Annotated in this window: 16 protein-coding genes; 13 read left to right on the top strand and 3 right to left on the bottom strand. The window is 58.9% G+C overall.

Annotation, left to right across the window (positions count from 1 at the left end; all coding sequences use genetic code 11):
- The first annotated feature begins 57 nt into the window (after positions 1 to 57).
- From DYI22_RS13340 to DYI22_RS13280, 13 genes are all read left to right on the top strand, one after another.
- Positions 58 to 1,686 (top strand): CTP synthase, encoded by a 1,629-nt coding sequence (locus DYI22_RS13340; RefSeq protein WP_213478586.1) that lies wholly within the window; start codon positions 58 to 60, stop codon positions 1,684 to 1,686.
- Positions 1,687 to 1,688: 2 nt separating this feature from the next.
- On the top strand, positions 1,689 to 2,534 hold the full coding sequence (gene kdsA / locus DYI22_RS13335; protein WP_213478585.1) for a 3-deoxy-8-phosphooctulonate synthase: 846 nt from the start codon (positions 1,689 to 1,691) through the stop codon (positions 2,532 to 2,534).
- A 206-nt stretch (positions 2,535 to 2,740) separates the two neighbouring features.
- Complete coding sequence (gene eno, locus DYI22_RS13330) at positions 2,741 to 4,036, top strand: phosphopyruvate hydratase (protein WP_213478584.1); 1,296 nt, start codon at positions 2,741 to 2,743, stop codon at positions 4,034 to 4,036.
- Between the two features lie 203 nt (positions 4,037 to 4,239).
- Positions 4,240 to 4,512, top strand: a complete 273-nt coding sequence (locus DYI22_RS13325; RefSeq protein WP_213478583.1) for a septum formation initiator family protein — start codon at positions 4,240 to 4,242, stop codon at positions 4,510 to 4,512.
- A gap of 9 nt (positions 4,513 to 4,521) precedes the next feature.
- Positions 4,522 to 5,223 (top strand): 2-C-methyl-D-erythritol 4-phosphate cytidylyltransferase, encoded by a 702-nt coding sequence (gene ispD / locus DYI22_RS13320; RefSeq protein WP_213478582.1) that lies wholly within the window; start codon positions 4,522 to 4,524, stop codon positions 5,221 to 5,223.
- A 33-nt stretch (positions 5,224 to 5,256) separates the two neighbouring features.
- On the top strand, positions 5,257 to 5,736 hold the full coding sequence (gene ispF, locus DYI22_RS13315; RefSeq protein WP_213478581.1) for a 2-C-methyl-D-erythritol 2,4-cyclodiphosphate synthase: 480 nt from the start codon (positions 5,257 to 5,259) through the stop codon (positions 5,734 to 5,736).
- Positions 5,733 to 6,830: a tRNA pseudouridine(13) synthase TruD gene (truD, locus tag DYI22_RS13310; RefSeq protein WP_213478580.1), complete on the top strand. Its 1,098-nt coding sequence runs from the start codon at positions 5,733 to 5,735 to the stop codon at positions 6,828 to 6,830. Before ispF ends, truD begins: the two co-directional genes overlap by 4 nt.
- A gap of 69 nt (positions 6,831 to 6,899) precedes the next feature.
- Entirely contained in the window at positions 6,900 to 7,664 is a 765-nt protein-coding gene (gene surE / locus DYI22_RS13305; RefSeq protein ID WP_213478579.1) for a 5'/3'-nucleotidase SurE, read from the top strand.
- Positions 7,664 to 8,320, top strand: coding sequence for a protein-L-isoaspartate(D-aspartate) O-methyltransferase (locus DYI22_RS13300; protein WP_213478578.1), 657 nt, complete (start codon positions 7,664 to 7,666; stop codon positions 8,318 to 8,320). Before surE ends, DYI22_RS13300 begins: the two co-directional genes overlap by 1 nt.
- A gap of 53 nt (positions 8,321 to 8,373) precedes the next feature.
- A complete protein-coding gene (locus DYI22_RS13295; RefSeq protein WP_213478615.1) occupies positions 8,374 to 9,258 on the top strand; it encodes a DUF368 domain-containing protein in 885 nt (294 codons plus the stop codon).
- Positions 9,259 to 9,513: 255 nt separating this feature from the next.
- Complete coding sequence (locus DYI22_RS13290) at positions 9,514 to 10,323, top strand: peptidoglycan DD-metalloendopeptidase family protein (RefSeq protein WP_416234600.1); 810 nt, start codon at positions 9,514 to 9,516, stop codon at positions 10,321 to 10,323.
- Between the two features lie 193 nt (positions 10,324 to 10,516).
- On the top strand, positions 10,517 to 11,515 hold the full coding sequence (rpoS, locus tag DYI22_RS13285) for an RNA polymerase sigma factor RpoS (RefSeq protein WP_213478577.1): 999 nt from the start codon (positions 10,517 to 10,519) through the stop codon (positions 11,513 to 11,515).
- 203 nt (positions 11,516 to 11,718) lie between these two features.
- Positions 11,719 to 12,294 carry a chalcone isomerase family protein gene (locus DYI22_RS13280; RefSeq protein ID WP_213478576.1) on the top strand — a complete coding sequence of 192 codons (576 nt, stop codon included), beginning with the start codon at positions 11,719 to 11,721 and terminating at the stop codon, positions 12,292 to 12,294.
- A gap of 51 nt (positions 12,295 to 12,345) precedes the next feature.
- Here DYI22_RS13280 and nth read toward each other — a convergent pair whose 3' ends face one another.
- From nth to rsxG, 3 genes are read right to left on the bottom strand one after another with little or no spacing between them, the layout of a single operon-like run.
- Positions 12,346 to 12,984 carry an endonuclease III gene (gene nth / locus DYI22_RS13275; RefSeq protein ID WP_213478575.1) on the bottom strand — a complete coding sequence of 213 codons (639 nt, stop codon included), beginning with the start codon at positions 12,982 to 12,984 and terminating at the stop codon, positions 12,346 to 12,348.
- Position 12,985: 1 nt separating this feature from the next.
- Complete coding sequence (locus DYI22_RS13270) at positions 12,986 to 13,702, bottom strand: electron transport complex subunit E (RefSeq protein ID WP_213478574.1); 717 nt, start codon at positions 13,700 to 13,702, stop codon at positions 12,986 to 12,988.
- Between the two features lie 2 nt (positions 13,703 to 13,704).
- A complete protein-coding gene (rsxG, locus tag DYI22_RS13265; protein WP_213478573.1) occupies positions 13,705 to 14,406 on the bottom strand; it encodes an electron transport complex subunit RsxG in 702 nt (233 codons plus the stop codon).
- Positions 14,407 to 14,408: the final 2 nt, after the last annotated feature.

Below are 14,408 nucleotides of genomic sequence, written 5' to 3'. Positions count from 1 at the left end.
CCATCTTGAGATGACAATCTCCCTCCTTCACCGAACCAGACAAATCACGGAATCTGCATGACGCGTTATATTTTCGTCACCGGCGGTGTCGTGTCCTCCTTGGGGAAAGGTATCGCATCAGCCTCACTGGCTGCGATCCTCGAGGCACGCGGCCTGAAGGTCACTATTCTCAAGCTGGACCCGTATATCAACGTGGACCCCGGCACCATGAGCCCGTTCCAGCACGGTGAAGTTTTTGTTACCGAAGACGGCGCGGAAACCGACCTTGACCTGGGCCACTACGAACGCTTCATTCGTACCCCGATGAGCAAGCGCAACAACTTCACCACCGGCCGGGTGTACGAAGAAGTTATCCGCAAGGAGCGTCGCGGCGATTACCTCGGTGGTACCGTGCAGGTGATTCCTCATATCACTGACGAGATCAAGCGTCGGGTGGTGGAAGGTGCCGCCGGAGCCGACGTTGCGCTGATCGAGATCGGCGGTACAGTGGGTGACATCGAATCACTGCCGTTCCTTGAGGCCTGCCGTCAGCTGAAGGTGGAGGTGGGTGCCCAGCGTGCGTTGTTCATGCACCTGACTCTGGTTCCGTATATCGCGACCGCCGGCGAAATCAAGACCAAGCCGACCCAGCATTCGGTGAAGGAAATGCGGTCCATCGGTCTGCAGCCGGACATCCTGCTGTGCCGCTCCGAGCACGAAGTGGATGCCAGTTCCCGTCGCAAGATTGCCCTGTTCACCAACGTGGAAGAGCGTGCGGTCATCCCTCTGCAGGATGCGAAGTCGATCTACGCCATCCCCCGCATGCTCCATGAATACGGACTTGATCAGCTGGTCATTGAGCGCTTCAATCTCGACGCCCGCCCGGCGGATCTGAGCGAGTGGGATGAAGTGGTCGATTCGCTGATGAATCCCGAAAACGAAGTCACCATCGCGATGGTGGGTAAGTACATGGAGTTGCTGGAGGCCTACAAGTCTCTGATCGAATCGTTACTTCATGCCGGCATCAAGACCCGCACCAAGGTAAACATCAACTACATCGATTCCGAAGACATTGAGCGTGATGGTACCGGCGCGCTCGAGAGCGCAGACGCCATCCTGGTGCCCGGCGGTTTCGGTGAGCGTGGTGTGGAAGGCAAGATCCGCACGGTGCAGTATGCCCGTGAAAACAAAGTGCCTTACCTGGGTATCTGCCTGGGTATGCAGGTAGCTGTTATCGAGTACGCCCGCAACGTGGCCGGCCTGAAAGATGCGCACAGCACCGAGTTCCGCGAGCATACGCCGGAGCCTGTGGTGGGTCTGATCACCGAGTGGCTGGACGCCAGCGGTGCCACAGAAGAGCGTACTGAGGAGTCGGATCTGGGCGGTACCATGCGTCTGGGTGCTCAGGATTGCGTACTGACAGATGGCTCGACCATCGCCAACTGTTATGGCAAGAAAACGATCCGTGAGCGTCATCGCCACCGTTATGAGGTGAATAACCACTTCCTGCCGAACCTGGAAGAAGCTGGCCTGCAGATCTCCGGTCGATCCACCGACGGTCGCCTGGTGGAAGTGGTTGAGGCTCCGGACCATCCGTGGTTCGTGGCGTGCCAGTTCCACCCGGAATTCACCTCAACGCCACGTGACGGTCACCCCCTGTTCAAGGGCTTTGTCCAGGCAGCGCTGGCCCGTAAAAAGGAATTCTGATCATGGCTCAGAGCACGGTCAATGTCGCCGGCATAGACGTTGCCAACGATCAGCCCTTCGTGCTGTTTGGCGGCATGAACGTTCTTGAATCGCCTGAACTGGCGATGGAAGTGGCCGAGGCCTATGTGGAAGCCACGGGCAAGCTGGGCATTCCGTATGTGTTCAAAGCCTCCTTTGACAAGGCCAATCGCTCCTCGGTGAATTCGTTCCGGGGCCCGGGTCTGGAAAAAGGCTTACAGATACTGGCGGACATCAAGAGCAAGTTCGGTGTACCCATTATTTCCGACGTTCACGAGCCGGCTCAGGCCGCGCCAGCGGCCGAGGTGTGCGACATCATCCAGCTGCCGGCGTTTCTGAGCCGTCAGACCGATCTGGTGGTGGCCATGGCCAAAACCGGTGCGGTGATTAACATCAAGAAGGCCCAGTTCCTGGCGCCCCAGGAAATGAAGCACATCATCACCAAGTGCGAAGAGGCTGGTAACGATAAGATCATCCTGTGCGAGCGGGGCAGCAGCTTCGGCTACAACAACCTGGTGGTTGATATGCTCGGCTTCGGCATCATGAAGTCGATGAACGTGCCAGTGATGTTCGACGTGACTCATTCCCTACAGATGCCTGGCGGGCGAGCGGATTCTGCCGGCGGCCGACGCGCCCAGGTCACCGACCTGGCGCTGGCGGGTATGTCCCAGGGGCTGGCGGGCCTGTTCCTCGAGGCCCACCCGGACCCGGATCAGGCCAAATGCGATGGCCCCTGCGCCCTACGCCTGAGCCAGCTGGAGCCATTCCTCCAGCGGGTCAAAGCAGTGGATGATCTTGTTAAGAGCTTTAAACCTATCGACACCGCCTGATTGGCGGTGTTCGTTTTTGTCCTGTTCAGGAGTACGAGCAGGTGGGGGATGGCTTTCCGAAACACGCTCCTTGCGGCACGTCCATGTGACGCTTGGGCTCCGCCATCCATGGCTCCGCACAGTTTCGGAAAGCCATCCCCCACCTGCTTTGGACGAATCAACGAGTTAAAACCTTTAAGACATTGAAAACCTGGAGAACCAGAAGAATGACCAAGATTGCCAACATCAAAGCCCGTGAGGTTCTGGATTCACGCGGTAACCCCACCGTAGAAGCGGACGTGATTCTTGAGGACGGCACGCTGGGCCGCGCCTGTGCGCCATCAGGTGCTTCCACCGGCTCCCGCGAAGCGCTGGAACTTCGTGACGGTGATGCGTCCCGCTACCTTGGCAAAGGTGTTCGCAAGGCCGTTGAGGCGGTGAATGGCAAGATCTGTGACGCGCTTGTCGGCAAAGACGCCGCGGATCAGCGTGGCCTGGACAACGCCATGCTGGCGCTGGACGGTACCGACAACAAAGGTAACCTCGGCGCAAACGCGATTCTTGCGGTGTCTCTGGCTGCCGCCAAGGCAGCGGCAATCTCTCTGGGCAAGCCATTGTACGAGCACATTGCCGACATCAACGGCACGTCCGGCAAGTTCTCCATGCCGGTGCCGATGATGAATATCCTGAATGGCGGTGAGCACGCAGACAACAACGTCGATATCCAGGAATTCATGGTTCAGCCGGTGGCTGCAAAAAGCTTTGGCGAAGCCCTGCGCATCGGCGCGGAGATTTTCCACAGCCTGAAGAAAGTGTTGAAGTCACAGGGCCTGAACACCGCGGTGGGTGATGAGGGCGGTTTTGCTCCCAACCTGCCGTCCAACGAAGCCGCGCTGGCGGTTATTCAGGAAGCCGTAGAGAAAGCCGGGTACAAACTGGGCAGCGATGTCACTCTGGCTCTGGATTGTGCCTCCTCCGAGTTCTTCAAGGATGGCCAGTATCAGCTGTCCGGTGAAGGTAAGAGCTTTGATTCTGCAGGTTTCGCTGACTACCTGGCCGGCCTGTGCGAGCGCTATCCGATTGTGTCCATCGAAGACGGCATGGACGAGAGCGACTGGGACGGCTGGAAGATTCTCACCGACAAACTGGGTAGCAAGGTTCAACTGGTGGGTGACGACCTGTTTGTCACCAATACCAAGATCCTCAAGCAGGGGATCGACAAGGGCGTTGGCAACTCCATTCTGATCAAGTTCAACCAGATCGGCAGCCTGAGCGAGACCCTGGACGCCATCAAGATGGCCCAGGATGCCGGATTCACGGCGGTGATTTCTCACCGTTCCGGAGAAACCGAAGACACCACCATTGCTGACCTGGCCGTGGCGACCTGTGCGGGTCAGATCAAGACCGGTTCTCTGTGCCGCTCTGATCGTGTGGCCAAGTACAACCAGCTGCTGCGCATCGAGGAGGCTCTGGAAGGTAAGGCGCCTTACCGCGGGCTGACTGAAATCAAGGGCCAGGGCTGAACCCGGTCAGCGGCATTTTTTACCTGCATTAGCCCCGATTCCAGGTAACAAAATGTTAAGGCCATCGTGTTCTGAATGAAAATTCAGTCACGGTGGCCTTTTTACACAATCATTTAGCAGAATTTGTTGTTAATCTACTCTAACGTCTATACTCAACATCCGATGTTGATTTTTTGTTCGGCTTTCACGAAACGGAATGAGCAATGAAGTTGCTTTGGTCCATCATGGCTGTGCTGATACTCCTGCTGCAGGTTCGCCTGTGGATCGGGGAGGGCAGCTTTGCGCAGGTCTGGACCCTGGAGCAATCCATCGCTGAGCAACGTGAAGAAAATGCCGAGCTGGCGGTTCGCAACGAACGCCTATACGCCGAGGTCCGCAACCTGCGCAACGAACAGGGTGCCGTTGAAGAGCGTGCTCGGATGAATCTCGGTCTGATCCGTGAAGACGAAACTTTCTTCCTCGTCGTGGAAAACTGATCGGTTCCAATGGCGCCCCCCCGTTTCTGGTTGATTGTCCCCGCCGCTGGCATCGGTCAGCGCATGCAAGCTGAATGCCCCAAGCAATACCTGAAGATTGACCAACGCTTTATCCTCGACATCACCCTGTCCAGAACGCTGAGCGCTGCGCCCTTTGCCGGCTGTGTGGTCGCACTCAATGAGGCGGACTCCTGGTGGTCGTCCACCGAGGCCAGCAAGGACTCCCGCATACACGCCTGTCGCGGTGGCTCAGAGCGTGCCGATTCGGTTCTGGCGGCAGTGGATGCGCTGTCCGGTCGGGCCGCACCGGAGGATTGGGTCCTGGTACATGACGCGGCCCGTCCGTGCCTGCATCCGGATGATCTGGGCCGCCTCATCTCGCGGCTGGAACACCACGAGGTCGGTGGCCTGCTGGCGGCACCGATCGCGGATACCATCAAGCGAAGCGATCCCGCAGGTACCCTGAACGTGGTGGAAACCGTGGATCGCCGCCAGCTATGGCGCGCGTTGACGCCCCAGATGTTCCGCTACTCGGTTCTGGCAAACGCACTGCGGCAAGCGCTGAATGAAGGACTTCCGGTCACAGATGAATCCTCCGCCGTGGAGTTTTCAGGTAACATACCCCTACTGGTAGAGGGGCGGCCCGACAACATCAAAGTGACCGTGCCTGCGGATCTCGCACTGGCGGGATTCATCCTCAGCCAACTCTGAATTTTCCTGCACTTTTTTTCGGGAACAGCACCTATGCGTATTGGTCAGGGCTTTGATGTCCATGCCTTTTGCGAAGGCGATTTTGTGACCCTCGGGGGCGTGCGTGTGCCCCATAACCAGGGATTAAAAGCCCATTCCGATGGCGATGTGTTGTTGCACGCGTTGGCGGATGCTCTGCTTGGCGCCCTGGCACTGGGGGATATCGGGCACCTGTTTCCGGATACCAGCGAGGAATGGGCAGGCGCGGACAGCCGGGATTTGCTACGGCGGGTAATGGCCCGGATTCAGGAGGAAGGGTACGGCGTTGTTAACGTCGACACCACCATCGTTGCCCAGGCCCCTAAAATGGCCCCCCATGTTGAAGCGATGCGACTCAATATCGCTGAGGATCTTGGTGTTCCGGCCAGCAGGGTCAGTGTCAAGGCGACCACCACGGAACGTCTGGGTTTTACGGGCCGTGGCGAGGGCATCGCCTGCCAGGCTATCTGTCTGCTTGAGCCGGTGGCCCTGTGAGCGATCCGACGCAGGCATCCGGCACCTGGCGGCTTGATTGGCCAACCTCTCGCGGAGGCCGGGTTGCAGCGGCGGAGCTGAAAAGAACGCCGGAGGACTTCAGAGTCTTTGAAGACCTCGGACTGGCGGGGTTTCCGGACGAGGAAGAGCCTGCGAATGCGCCGTCCGCCGGCGAACACCTTTGCCTGCAGTTGGAGAAGAGCGGCGACAACACCGAGTATGTGGCGCGCCAGCTGGCGTCGCTGAGCGGTTGTCGTCATTTCGATGTGGGCTTTTGCGGGCTGAAAGACCGCCACGCCGTGACCCGGCAGTGGTTCAGTCTCTACCGCCCTGGCATGGACGCCGGCGATGAGGCCTTTGTCGCGCGGGTTTGCGAGCGATGGCCGGTTCTGGCCTGGATTCGGTCACCGCGCAAGCTCCGCCGTGGCGATCATCGGGGCAATCGGTTTGAGATTACTCTGCGTGATGTGGCCGGCGAGCCCGCAGCCATAGACCAGGCGCTGTCGGAGCTGGCGGTCTCCGGCGCTCCGAACTACTTTGGCCCGCAGCGCTTTGGTCGTCATGGCGCCAATCTGGATCGCGCCCTGACTCTGGACCCCACAACGCTCAACAGGCCAGGTCGCAAAGGCGGCAAAAAGGGTGGGCGCGGGCGGCGTAGCTCTGGCAGTCAGGACAGTAAAAACGTATTGTACTTTTCTGCCGCGCGCTCCTGGTTGTTCAATGAGGTGCTGGGGCTGCGCGTCGTCGAGGGTAACTGGCGCGAGCTCCTTGACGGTGAGCCGGGGAGCGGCCCGGAGCCGATGCCTCAGGTTACAGGTCCTCTGTGGGGGGATGGCGGCACCGAAGCGGTGGCCGTACAGGGTGCACTGGAGCGCGAAGTGGTTGCGCAGGCGCCCGGACTGGAGGCGTTGTTCTCGAAAACCCGGATGAAACCGGAGCGCCGCCCGCTCGTCGCCATACCACAGCAGCTGCATTGGCAATGGCTTGAGGCGGACGTATTACGGATCGATTTCTGGCTGGCGCCGGGACAATACGCCACCACGATATTGGCAGACGTTTTTGAGTTGCGAGAAGGGGCATCGAACCCCGAATAAAAAATATCCGGGCAGGCAATCTGGTGACAGATGCGATGACCCGGAACGAAAAGGCTAGCGGAGAAAATTGTGCGCATACTGTTATCCAACGATGACGGTGTTCATTCACCGGGTCTTCAGGCGTTGTATGAGGGGCTCTCGGGGATCGGCGATCTGCAGGTTGTTGCCCCGGATCGCGACCACAGCGGAGCCAGCAATGCCCTGACACTCAACCGGCCCTTGACGGTGGAGACGCATCCGAACGGCTTCCGTTCCGTGGATGGAACGCCGACCGACTGCGTTCATCTGGCGGTGAACGGGCTGTTTGAACAGCCGTTTGACCGCGTGGTGTCCGGCATCAACACCCACGCCAATCTGGGCGACGATATCATCTATTCCGGCACGGTCGCGGCGGCGACCGAGGGTCGCAATCTGGGGTTGCCGGCCATTGCCGTCTCCCTGGTTAACGAAGGGCGCTTCCACTACGAGACAGCAGCCCGGGTAGTCAGGATTCTGCTGGAAGGGAAGAAGCCACTGGTCCTTGGCCCGCGCTGTATCCTGAACGTGAATGTGCCGGACGTGCCCTGGGAACGGATCGCCGGTTTCAGAGTGACGCGCCTGGGCCATCGCGATCGTGCCGAAGGGGCGATTCCCATGACCTGTCCGCGCGGCAAGGAACGCTATTGGATTGGTGCCGCCGGAAAAGGCAGTGATGCCGGGCCGGGAACCGATTTCCATGCGGTCCGCGAAAATTATGTATCCATTACCCCCGTGCATGTGGACATGACCCGTCACGAAGCACTGTCGCCGCTGCGCGACTGGGTCGAGGAAGTGAATGCCGGGGAGGTGCGCTGATGGTCGCGGAACTCCAGGGTATCGGCATGACCTCTCGCAGAACCCGCCTGCGGCTGATCCAGCGTTTGAGAGAAGCGGGCATCCAGGATGAGCGGGTACTTGCCATTATGGGCGATGTGCCGCGCCACATATTTCTGGACGAAGCCCTGTCCCATCGGGCTTACGAAGATACCTCCCTGCCGATCGGCTACAGTCAGACACTGTCACAGCCTTATATCGTCGCCCGAATGACGGAAATCCTGATGCAGCATAATCCGACACGGGTGCTGGAACTGGGCACCGGGTCTGGCTACCAGACGGCAATATTGGCTCATCTGGTGGATCTGGTCTTCAGCGTCGAGAGAATCAAGCCGCTTCAGGACCGGGCCCGCGACAGGTTGCGTCAACTGAACCTGCGTAACACTCTGCTGAAACACGCCGATGGTGGTATGGGCTGGCCGGAAAAAGGCCCGTTTGATGGCATCATGCTGACGGCGGCACCGAAGGATGTTCCGGCGGAACTGAAAGTCCAGCTGGCGGACGGCGGGGTGATCGTCGCCCCGGTGGGGGAGAGCGAACAAACCCTGGTGAAGATGGTCCGGCGCGGCGACAGTTTTGAGACAACACGAATCGAAGCCGTTAATTTTGTGCCGCTTCTTGGCGGGGTAATCCGGTGACTGATCCCTCCCGCGAGCATCGTCTGTTTGCCGTTTTCCTGCGCGGAATCGGTATGGGCGCAGCCGATATCGTCCCTGGGGTGTCCGGCGGCACCATCGCGTTCATTACCGGTATCTATTTCCGCTTGCTGGAGGCCATCAACTCGGTGCCCGGCGCTGTGGTTACCCAGCTTTTTCGCGGCGACGTGAAGGGATTCTGGTGGCGCTGCGATGGTAACTTCCTTGTGTGTCTGCTGGCCGGCGTGCTGGTAAGCGTCGCCACGCTGGCCTCGGCGATCAGTTATGCCCTGGAAACCTATCCGATCCTCATCTGGAGTTTCTTTTTCGGACTGATTCTGGCCTCGGTCTGGCACGTGGGTCGTCAGGTGCGTAGCGTTGCGCCTGCCCTGTTGCTGCCCCTGTGCGCCGGCATCGTGTTCGCCTGGTGGGTCACCACGCTGCCGGCGGGGCAGGTAGATCCCTCGGGCGCGGTGTTTCTCGGGGCCGGCGCGCTCGCTATCTGCGCCATGATCCTGCCGGGGATATCGGGCAGTTTCATCCTGGTCATCATCGGCATGTATGCGCCGGTGCTGGAGGCGATCGGTAATCTGCAGGCGGGGCTTCTGCTGTTGTTTGCGATGGGATGCGTGGTCGGTTTGCTTTCCATAGCGCGGGTCATCACCTGGGCTTTTCACCGGTACCATGATCCTGTGCTGGCGCTGCTGACAGGGTTCATGATCGGTGCGCTCAACAAGGTCTGGCCCTGGAAAGAAACCCTGAGCTGGCGGACCAACAGCTCAGGTGAGCAGGTGGCGTTGAACGAAGCCAGCGTGAGCCCGTATCGCTACGCCGAGTTGACCGGGCTGGATCCCCACGTGGCCTTCGCGGTTGGTATGGCGCTAGCCGGTTTTACCCTGGTGCTGGCCGTTGAATGGTTGGGTTCGCGGAGCCGAACGTGACCCGCGCAGGTGTTACTTTTTGAACAGCGTATGTGGGTGAAGCGGTAACAGACGTGGCTGCCGAGTAACTTGGCTTTGCTCACAAAATATGCAATATATTAGCGGGTTACTTCAATTACTTCTGACGCAGTCGTATTTTTCATACGGAAATTTTATAAAGGGGCCGTTTTTATACCTGTGAGATGTTTGCGTAGGTCTCCCCAATCCGGCGATAGCGCCCGTTTCCGGTTCCCTCCTGGTGCCCGGCGTAAGCTGTTGTCCCGCAGGCTGGCCCGCCTGCCCACCACGATTTCACTGTTGCTTGCGCTGCTTGCTGGTCCACTACTGATCACCGGTTGCAACACCGCCGCCATTTATCAGGATGACCGTTACAACCCGCCGGTATTCTGGGGGCGACATGTGGTCAAACCGGGCGAAACCCTCTACAGCATAGCCTGGCGGTACGGTCGGGACTATCGGGAGCTCGGCAATGCCAATGGCCTGCGGGAACCCTGGACCCTGAGGGCCGGGCAGGTCCTGCGACTGGATGTTCGCGGAACTGTCACATCCACGGCGCACAATACCCGTAAACCGGTAACGGCGCCGCCGGCGCGGCAAGTGACCAAGGCGCCTCCGAAGCCGGAACCCCGGCCAAGGGTGTCGAAGGCGCCTGATCGCACGTCGGCGTTGACCCAGCAATCCCAGACGGTCGCCAGTATCAACTGGCGCTGGCCACACGTTGGCACCGTAATTGCAGGTTACTCAACGTCCGGAAAAGTCAATAAAGGTGTTGATATTGCAGGAAATCCGGGAGATGCTGTGAAGGCAGCCGCCGGTGGCAATGTGGTTTACGCCGGAAGCGGATTGCTTGGTTACGGTAATCTGATTATCGTTAACCATAATGAGCACTATCTCAGTGCTTACGCTCACAACCGAAAGATTCTGGTGCGCGAAGGGGAGGACGTAAAAGCCGGGCAGGTTATCGCAGAGCTCGGAAGCAGCGGTTCAGATCGACCCAAATTGCATTTTGAGATTCGCAAGAACGGCAATCCGGTTGATCCCACGCATTATCTGCCGCCACGCTGACCGTGAAGCCTTGACCAGCAACAGGTTCCCGGCACTGACAGACACAGCCGACAACGAAAAATAAGAAAAACGGTTACAACCGTTGTAACCAGCCAATAGCTAATGTCCTGAAAACAAGTGAATACAGAAAGGGCCCGCAATAATAAGAAGTCGTGGGCGAACAACCAGGATGATTGAAAGGCGGGGCAAGATTATGTCAGCAGATCAAGACGAGCTTATCATTGACCGTGTGAGCGACATCGAAGACGCAGAAGATCAGCTTCTGGCGGAAGACAAGGTCGAGAAGGAAGCTTCTGACACCGAGGTGGCAGAAGTTGAAGAAGGCATTCCGGCCCAGGGCCGTTACTTCACCAGTCAGAAACAACTCGACGCTACCCAGCTGTACCTGAACGAGATTGGTTTCTCCCCACTACTTACCCCTGAAGAAGAAGTCTATTTTGCCCGGCTTGCCCGAAAAGGCGAGGAGTCCGGCCGCAAGCGGATGATCGAGAGCAATCTGCGTCTGGTGGTGAAAATAGCGCGCCGTTACGTCAACCGGGGCCTGACGCTGCTAGACCTTATTGAAGAGGGCAACCTTGGCCTGATCCGCGCCGTGGAGAAATTCGATCCAGAGCGGGGTTTCCGTTTTTCCACCTACGCGACCTGGTGGATCCGCCAGACCATCGAGCGGGCGATCATGAATCAGACCCGCACCATCCGCCTGCCGATTCACGTGGTAAAGGAGTTGAACCTGTACCTGCGGGCCGCCCGTGAATTGACCCAGAAGCTGGATCATGAACCGTCGGCGGAAGAAATCGCCCGTATGGTCGACAAGCCGGTGGACGATGTGAAGCGCATGCTGGGTCTGAACGAGCGTGTGGCTTCCATGGATACGCCCATTGGCGCCGGTGGCGAGAAGTCGCTGCTCGACACCGTGGCGGATGAGGGAGCGTCGGATCCGGCCGACCTGCTGCAGGACAACAACATGTGCTCCTGTGTAGAGAAGTGGATCGATCAGCTCAGTGACAAGCAGCAAGAGGTGCTTTCACGCCGCTTTGGCTTGCGGGGCTACCCGGTCAGTACCCTGGAAGAAGTTGGCCAGGAGATCGGCTTGACCCGTGAACGGGTGCGCCAGATTCAGGTGGAAGCACTGCGTCGACTGCGTGAGATTCTCGAGAAAGAGGGGTTGTCAGGCAACCTGTTGTTCAAGTAGGCCTCAACGCCCCGTCAGTCCCGAAAGCCGGCCATGGATAATGGCCGGCTTTTCTGTTTCAGTAGATCCGCAAATGAGAACCAGGTTGCGCAAAGTGGCTCGTACCCCCTGCTAGAATGGTTTCCCGGGCAGGGATTGGCTGTCGAAACCCGGTATAAAAACGAGAAAAATCTCAATAATAACGACTGAATAAGGAAAGGACGATGAAGAAGGCTCTCTCAACAGGCTTTGCCTCACTGGTACTTACCGCTGCGCTGGCAGCACCCGCTGCGGCCCTTACGGTTGAAGGCGTGGATGTGCCGGATACCTACTCCGCCATGGATACCGAGCTCAAGCTGAATGGTGCGGGAACCCGTTCCAAGTGGTTCATGGATCTGTATGTTGGCGGTCTTTACGTGCCGGAAACCATTGACGATGGTGAGGCGGTCATTAATGCCGATGAACCCCAGGCAATTACCCTCCACATCATTTCAGGAATGATCACCAGCGAGCGCATGACCGAAGCCACCCTGGAAGGTTTTGAAAGTTCCACCGACGGCGACCTGTCTGCCATCCAGAGTGACGTCGACCAGTTCATGGCAGTCTTCGAGGAAGAGATCAAGGAAGGCGATGTGTTCGACCTGGTCTACCTCCCGTCAGAAGGCGTGCGCGTGCTGAAAAATGGTGAAGTTCGCGATACCGTCGGTGACCTCGCGTTCAAGAAGGCGCTGTTCGGCATCTGGCTCTCTGACAAGCCCGCTCAGGAAGACCTGAAGGAAAAGATGCTGGGTCAGCGTTAAGCCCTGCTATTGCGAGCGCTGGCGGGCTATTGCGCCCGTCAGCGCCTGCCGTTACAGATAATCCCGCTTCTGCTTGAACTCACACAGATCCTCTATCAGACAGGCACCACACTTGGGTTTTCTCGCTGTGCAGGTGTAACGACCGTGCAGTATGAGCCAATGGTGGGCGTCCAGCAGGAACTCTCTGGGAACCAGCCTGACCAGCCGTTTTTCCACTTCCAGCACGTTCTTGCCCGGCGCGATGCCGGTCCGGTTTGAAACCCGGAAAATGTGGGTGTCGACGGCCATTGCCGGTTGTCCGAACGCGGTGTTGAGGACCACATTCGCCGTTTTACGGCCAACGCCGGGGAGCGCTTCGAGGGCTTCGCGGCTGTCCGGTACCTCACCGCCGTGATGCTCCAGCAATGCCCGGCAGGTCTTGATCACGTTCTCTGCCTTGCTGTTGAACAGGCCGATGGTCTTAATGTACTCCTTCAGGCCATCCACGCCCAGCGCAAGTATGGCTTCTGGCGTGTTGGCGACAGGGTAGAGCTTGTCGGTGGCCTTGTTCACCCCGACGTCTGTGGCCTGGGCAGACAGAATGACGGCTATCAGCAACTCGAACGGCGTTGAATAGTTCAGTTCGGTGGTCGGATTGGGGTTGTTGGCCCGCAGCCGCGCGAAGATTTCCGTGCGTTTATCCCGGTTCATATCAGGACACCTGCCCCGTTACCCGCACGCGCTTGCTACCGGCAGCCACCGGCTCGACCACAGTGGCCTCGCGGCGTTTCTCGCGGTGATTGTCTATGCCGTTTTTCAGGGCGATCAACAATCCCAGCCCTACGAACGCACCGGGAGGCAACACCATGAACAGCACGTCGGGGTAGTTTTCCAGCGGGCGGATCCCCCAGTCTGCTGCCACCGGCCCGAGCAGCAGATCCATGTCGGTAAACAACGTACCCTGGCCAATCAGCTCCCTGAGCCCGCCCAGTACCACCAGCACCGCAAGAAAGCCCAGCCCCATCATCACGCCGTCCAGTAGCGCGGGCAGCGGACCGTTCTTGGAAGCGAATGCGTCTGCCCGGCCCAGAATGGCGCAATTGGTCACGATCAGCGGAATGAAGATGCCGAGGATCTGGTACAGCTCATAGGTAAAGGCCTGCATCAGTAACTCGGCACAGGTGACAAACGAGGCAATAATCATCACAAACGCCGGCAGGCGCACGGATTCACTGACGAGGTGGCGAATCAGTGAGACCGCCAGATTGGAGCCCATCAGCACCAGCAGTGTCGCCAGCCCCAGCCCGAAGGCGTTGACGACGGTGCTGGTCACCGCCAGTAGCGGGCACAGACCCAGCACCTGCACCAGGGCCGGGTTGTTGGTCCACAACCCGTCACGGATGATTTCAGCGTTGGTTTTGGTTGCCATAATCAGGAATGCTCCGCTTCTGGCTGTTGGCCGGCAATGACGTCCGGGGTCAGAGGGTTACCTCGGGTGTCCGGTGGTTCGTTCAGTATCTTGCGTATTTCCGACCGGTTCTGGCGAAAATAGACCAGGGTTTTCTGCACCGCTTTCACAACAGCCCGGGGGGTGATGGTGGCGCCGGTAAACTGGTCGAATACGCCGCCATTCTTTTTCACGTTCCAACGGTTCGGCCGGGGGTCTCCGAGGGAGCGGCCGTCGAAGGATCGGATCCAGTCTGATTTCTTGGTCTCGATCCGGTCACCCAGGCCCGGTGTTTCACGGTGGCTGGTTACCCGCACGCCCAATACCTGCCCCTCGGGATCAATACCCACCAGCAAGCGGATATCCCCACTGTAGCCATCCGGAGCCACGGCGGGAAGTATCAGCCCGACGGTGCGGCCATTCTCACGGGCGACCCAGGCAGTCACTGGCCCCGGCGTGGCCAGCCGATCGCTCGGCGGCAGCAGTACCGTGTCCCGCAACAGATCGTTGGTGTGCTGGCTTTCCGGGATGATCTCGAACAGCGCTTTGGCTTCGGCCCGTGCCGCCTGCTGGGCGATGCGCTCGGCAGTCAGTACCTGGGTGAGGGCAATGGTACCGCCGGTGACGATGGCGAACAGACCGAGTCCCAGGGCACTGCGACGAACAGATTTTGCTATGGCTGTCATGG

This window comes from Marinobacter lipolyticus (genome assembly GCF_018424605.1).
GTDB classification, from domain to species: Bacteria; Pseudomonadota; Gammaproteobacteria; order Pseudomonadales; family Oleiphilaceae; genus Marinobacter; species Marinobacter lipolyticus_B.
The sequence above is the reverse complement of the archived record's forward strand: the minus strand, read 5'-3'. Positions and strand labels throughout refer to the sequence as shown.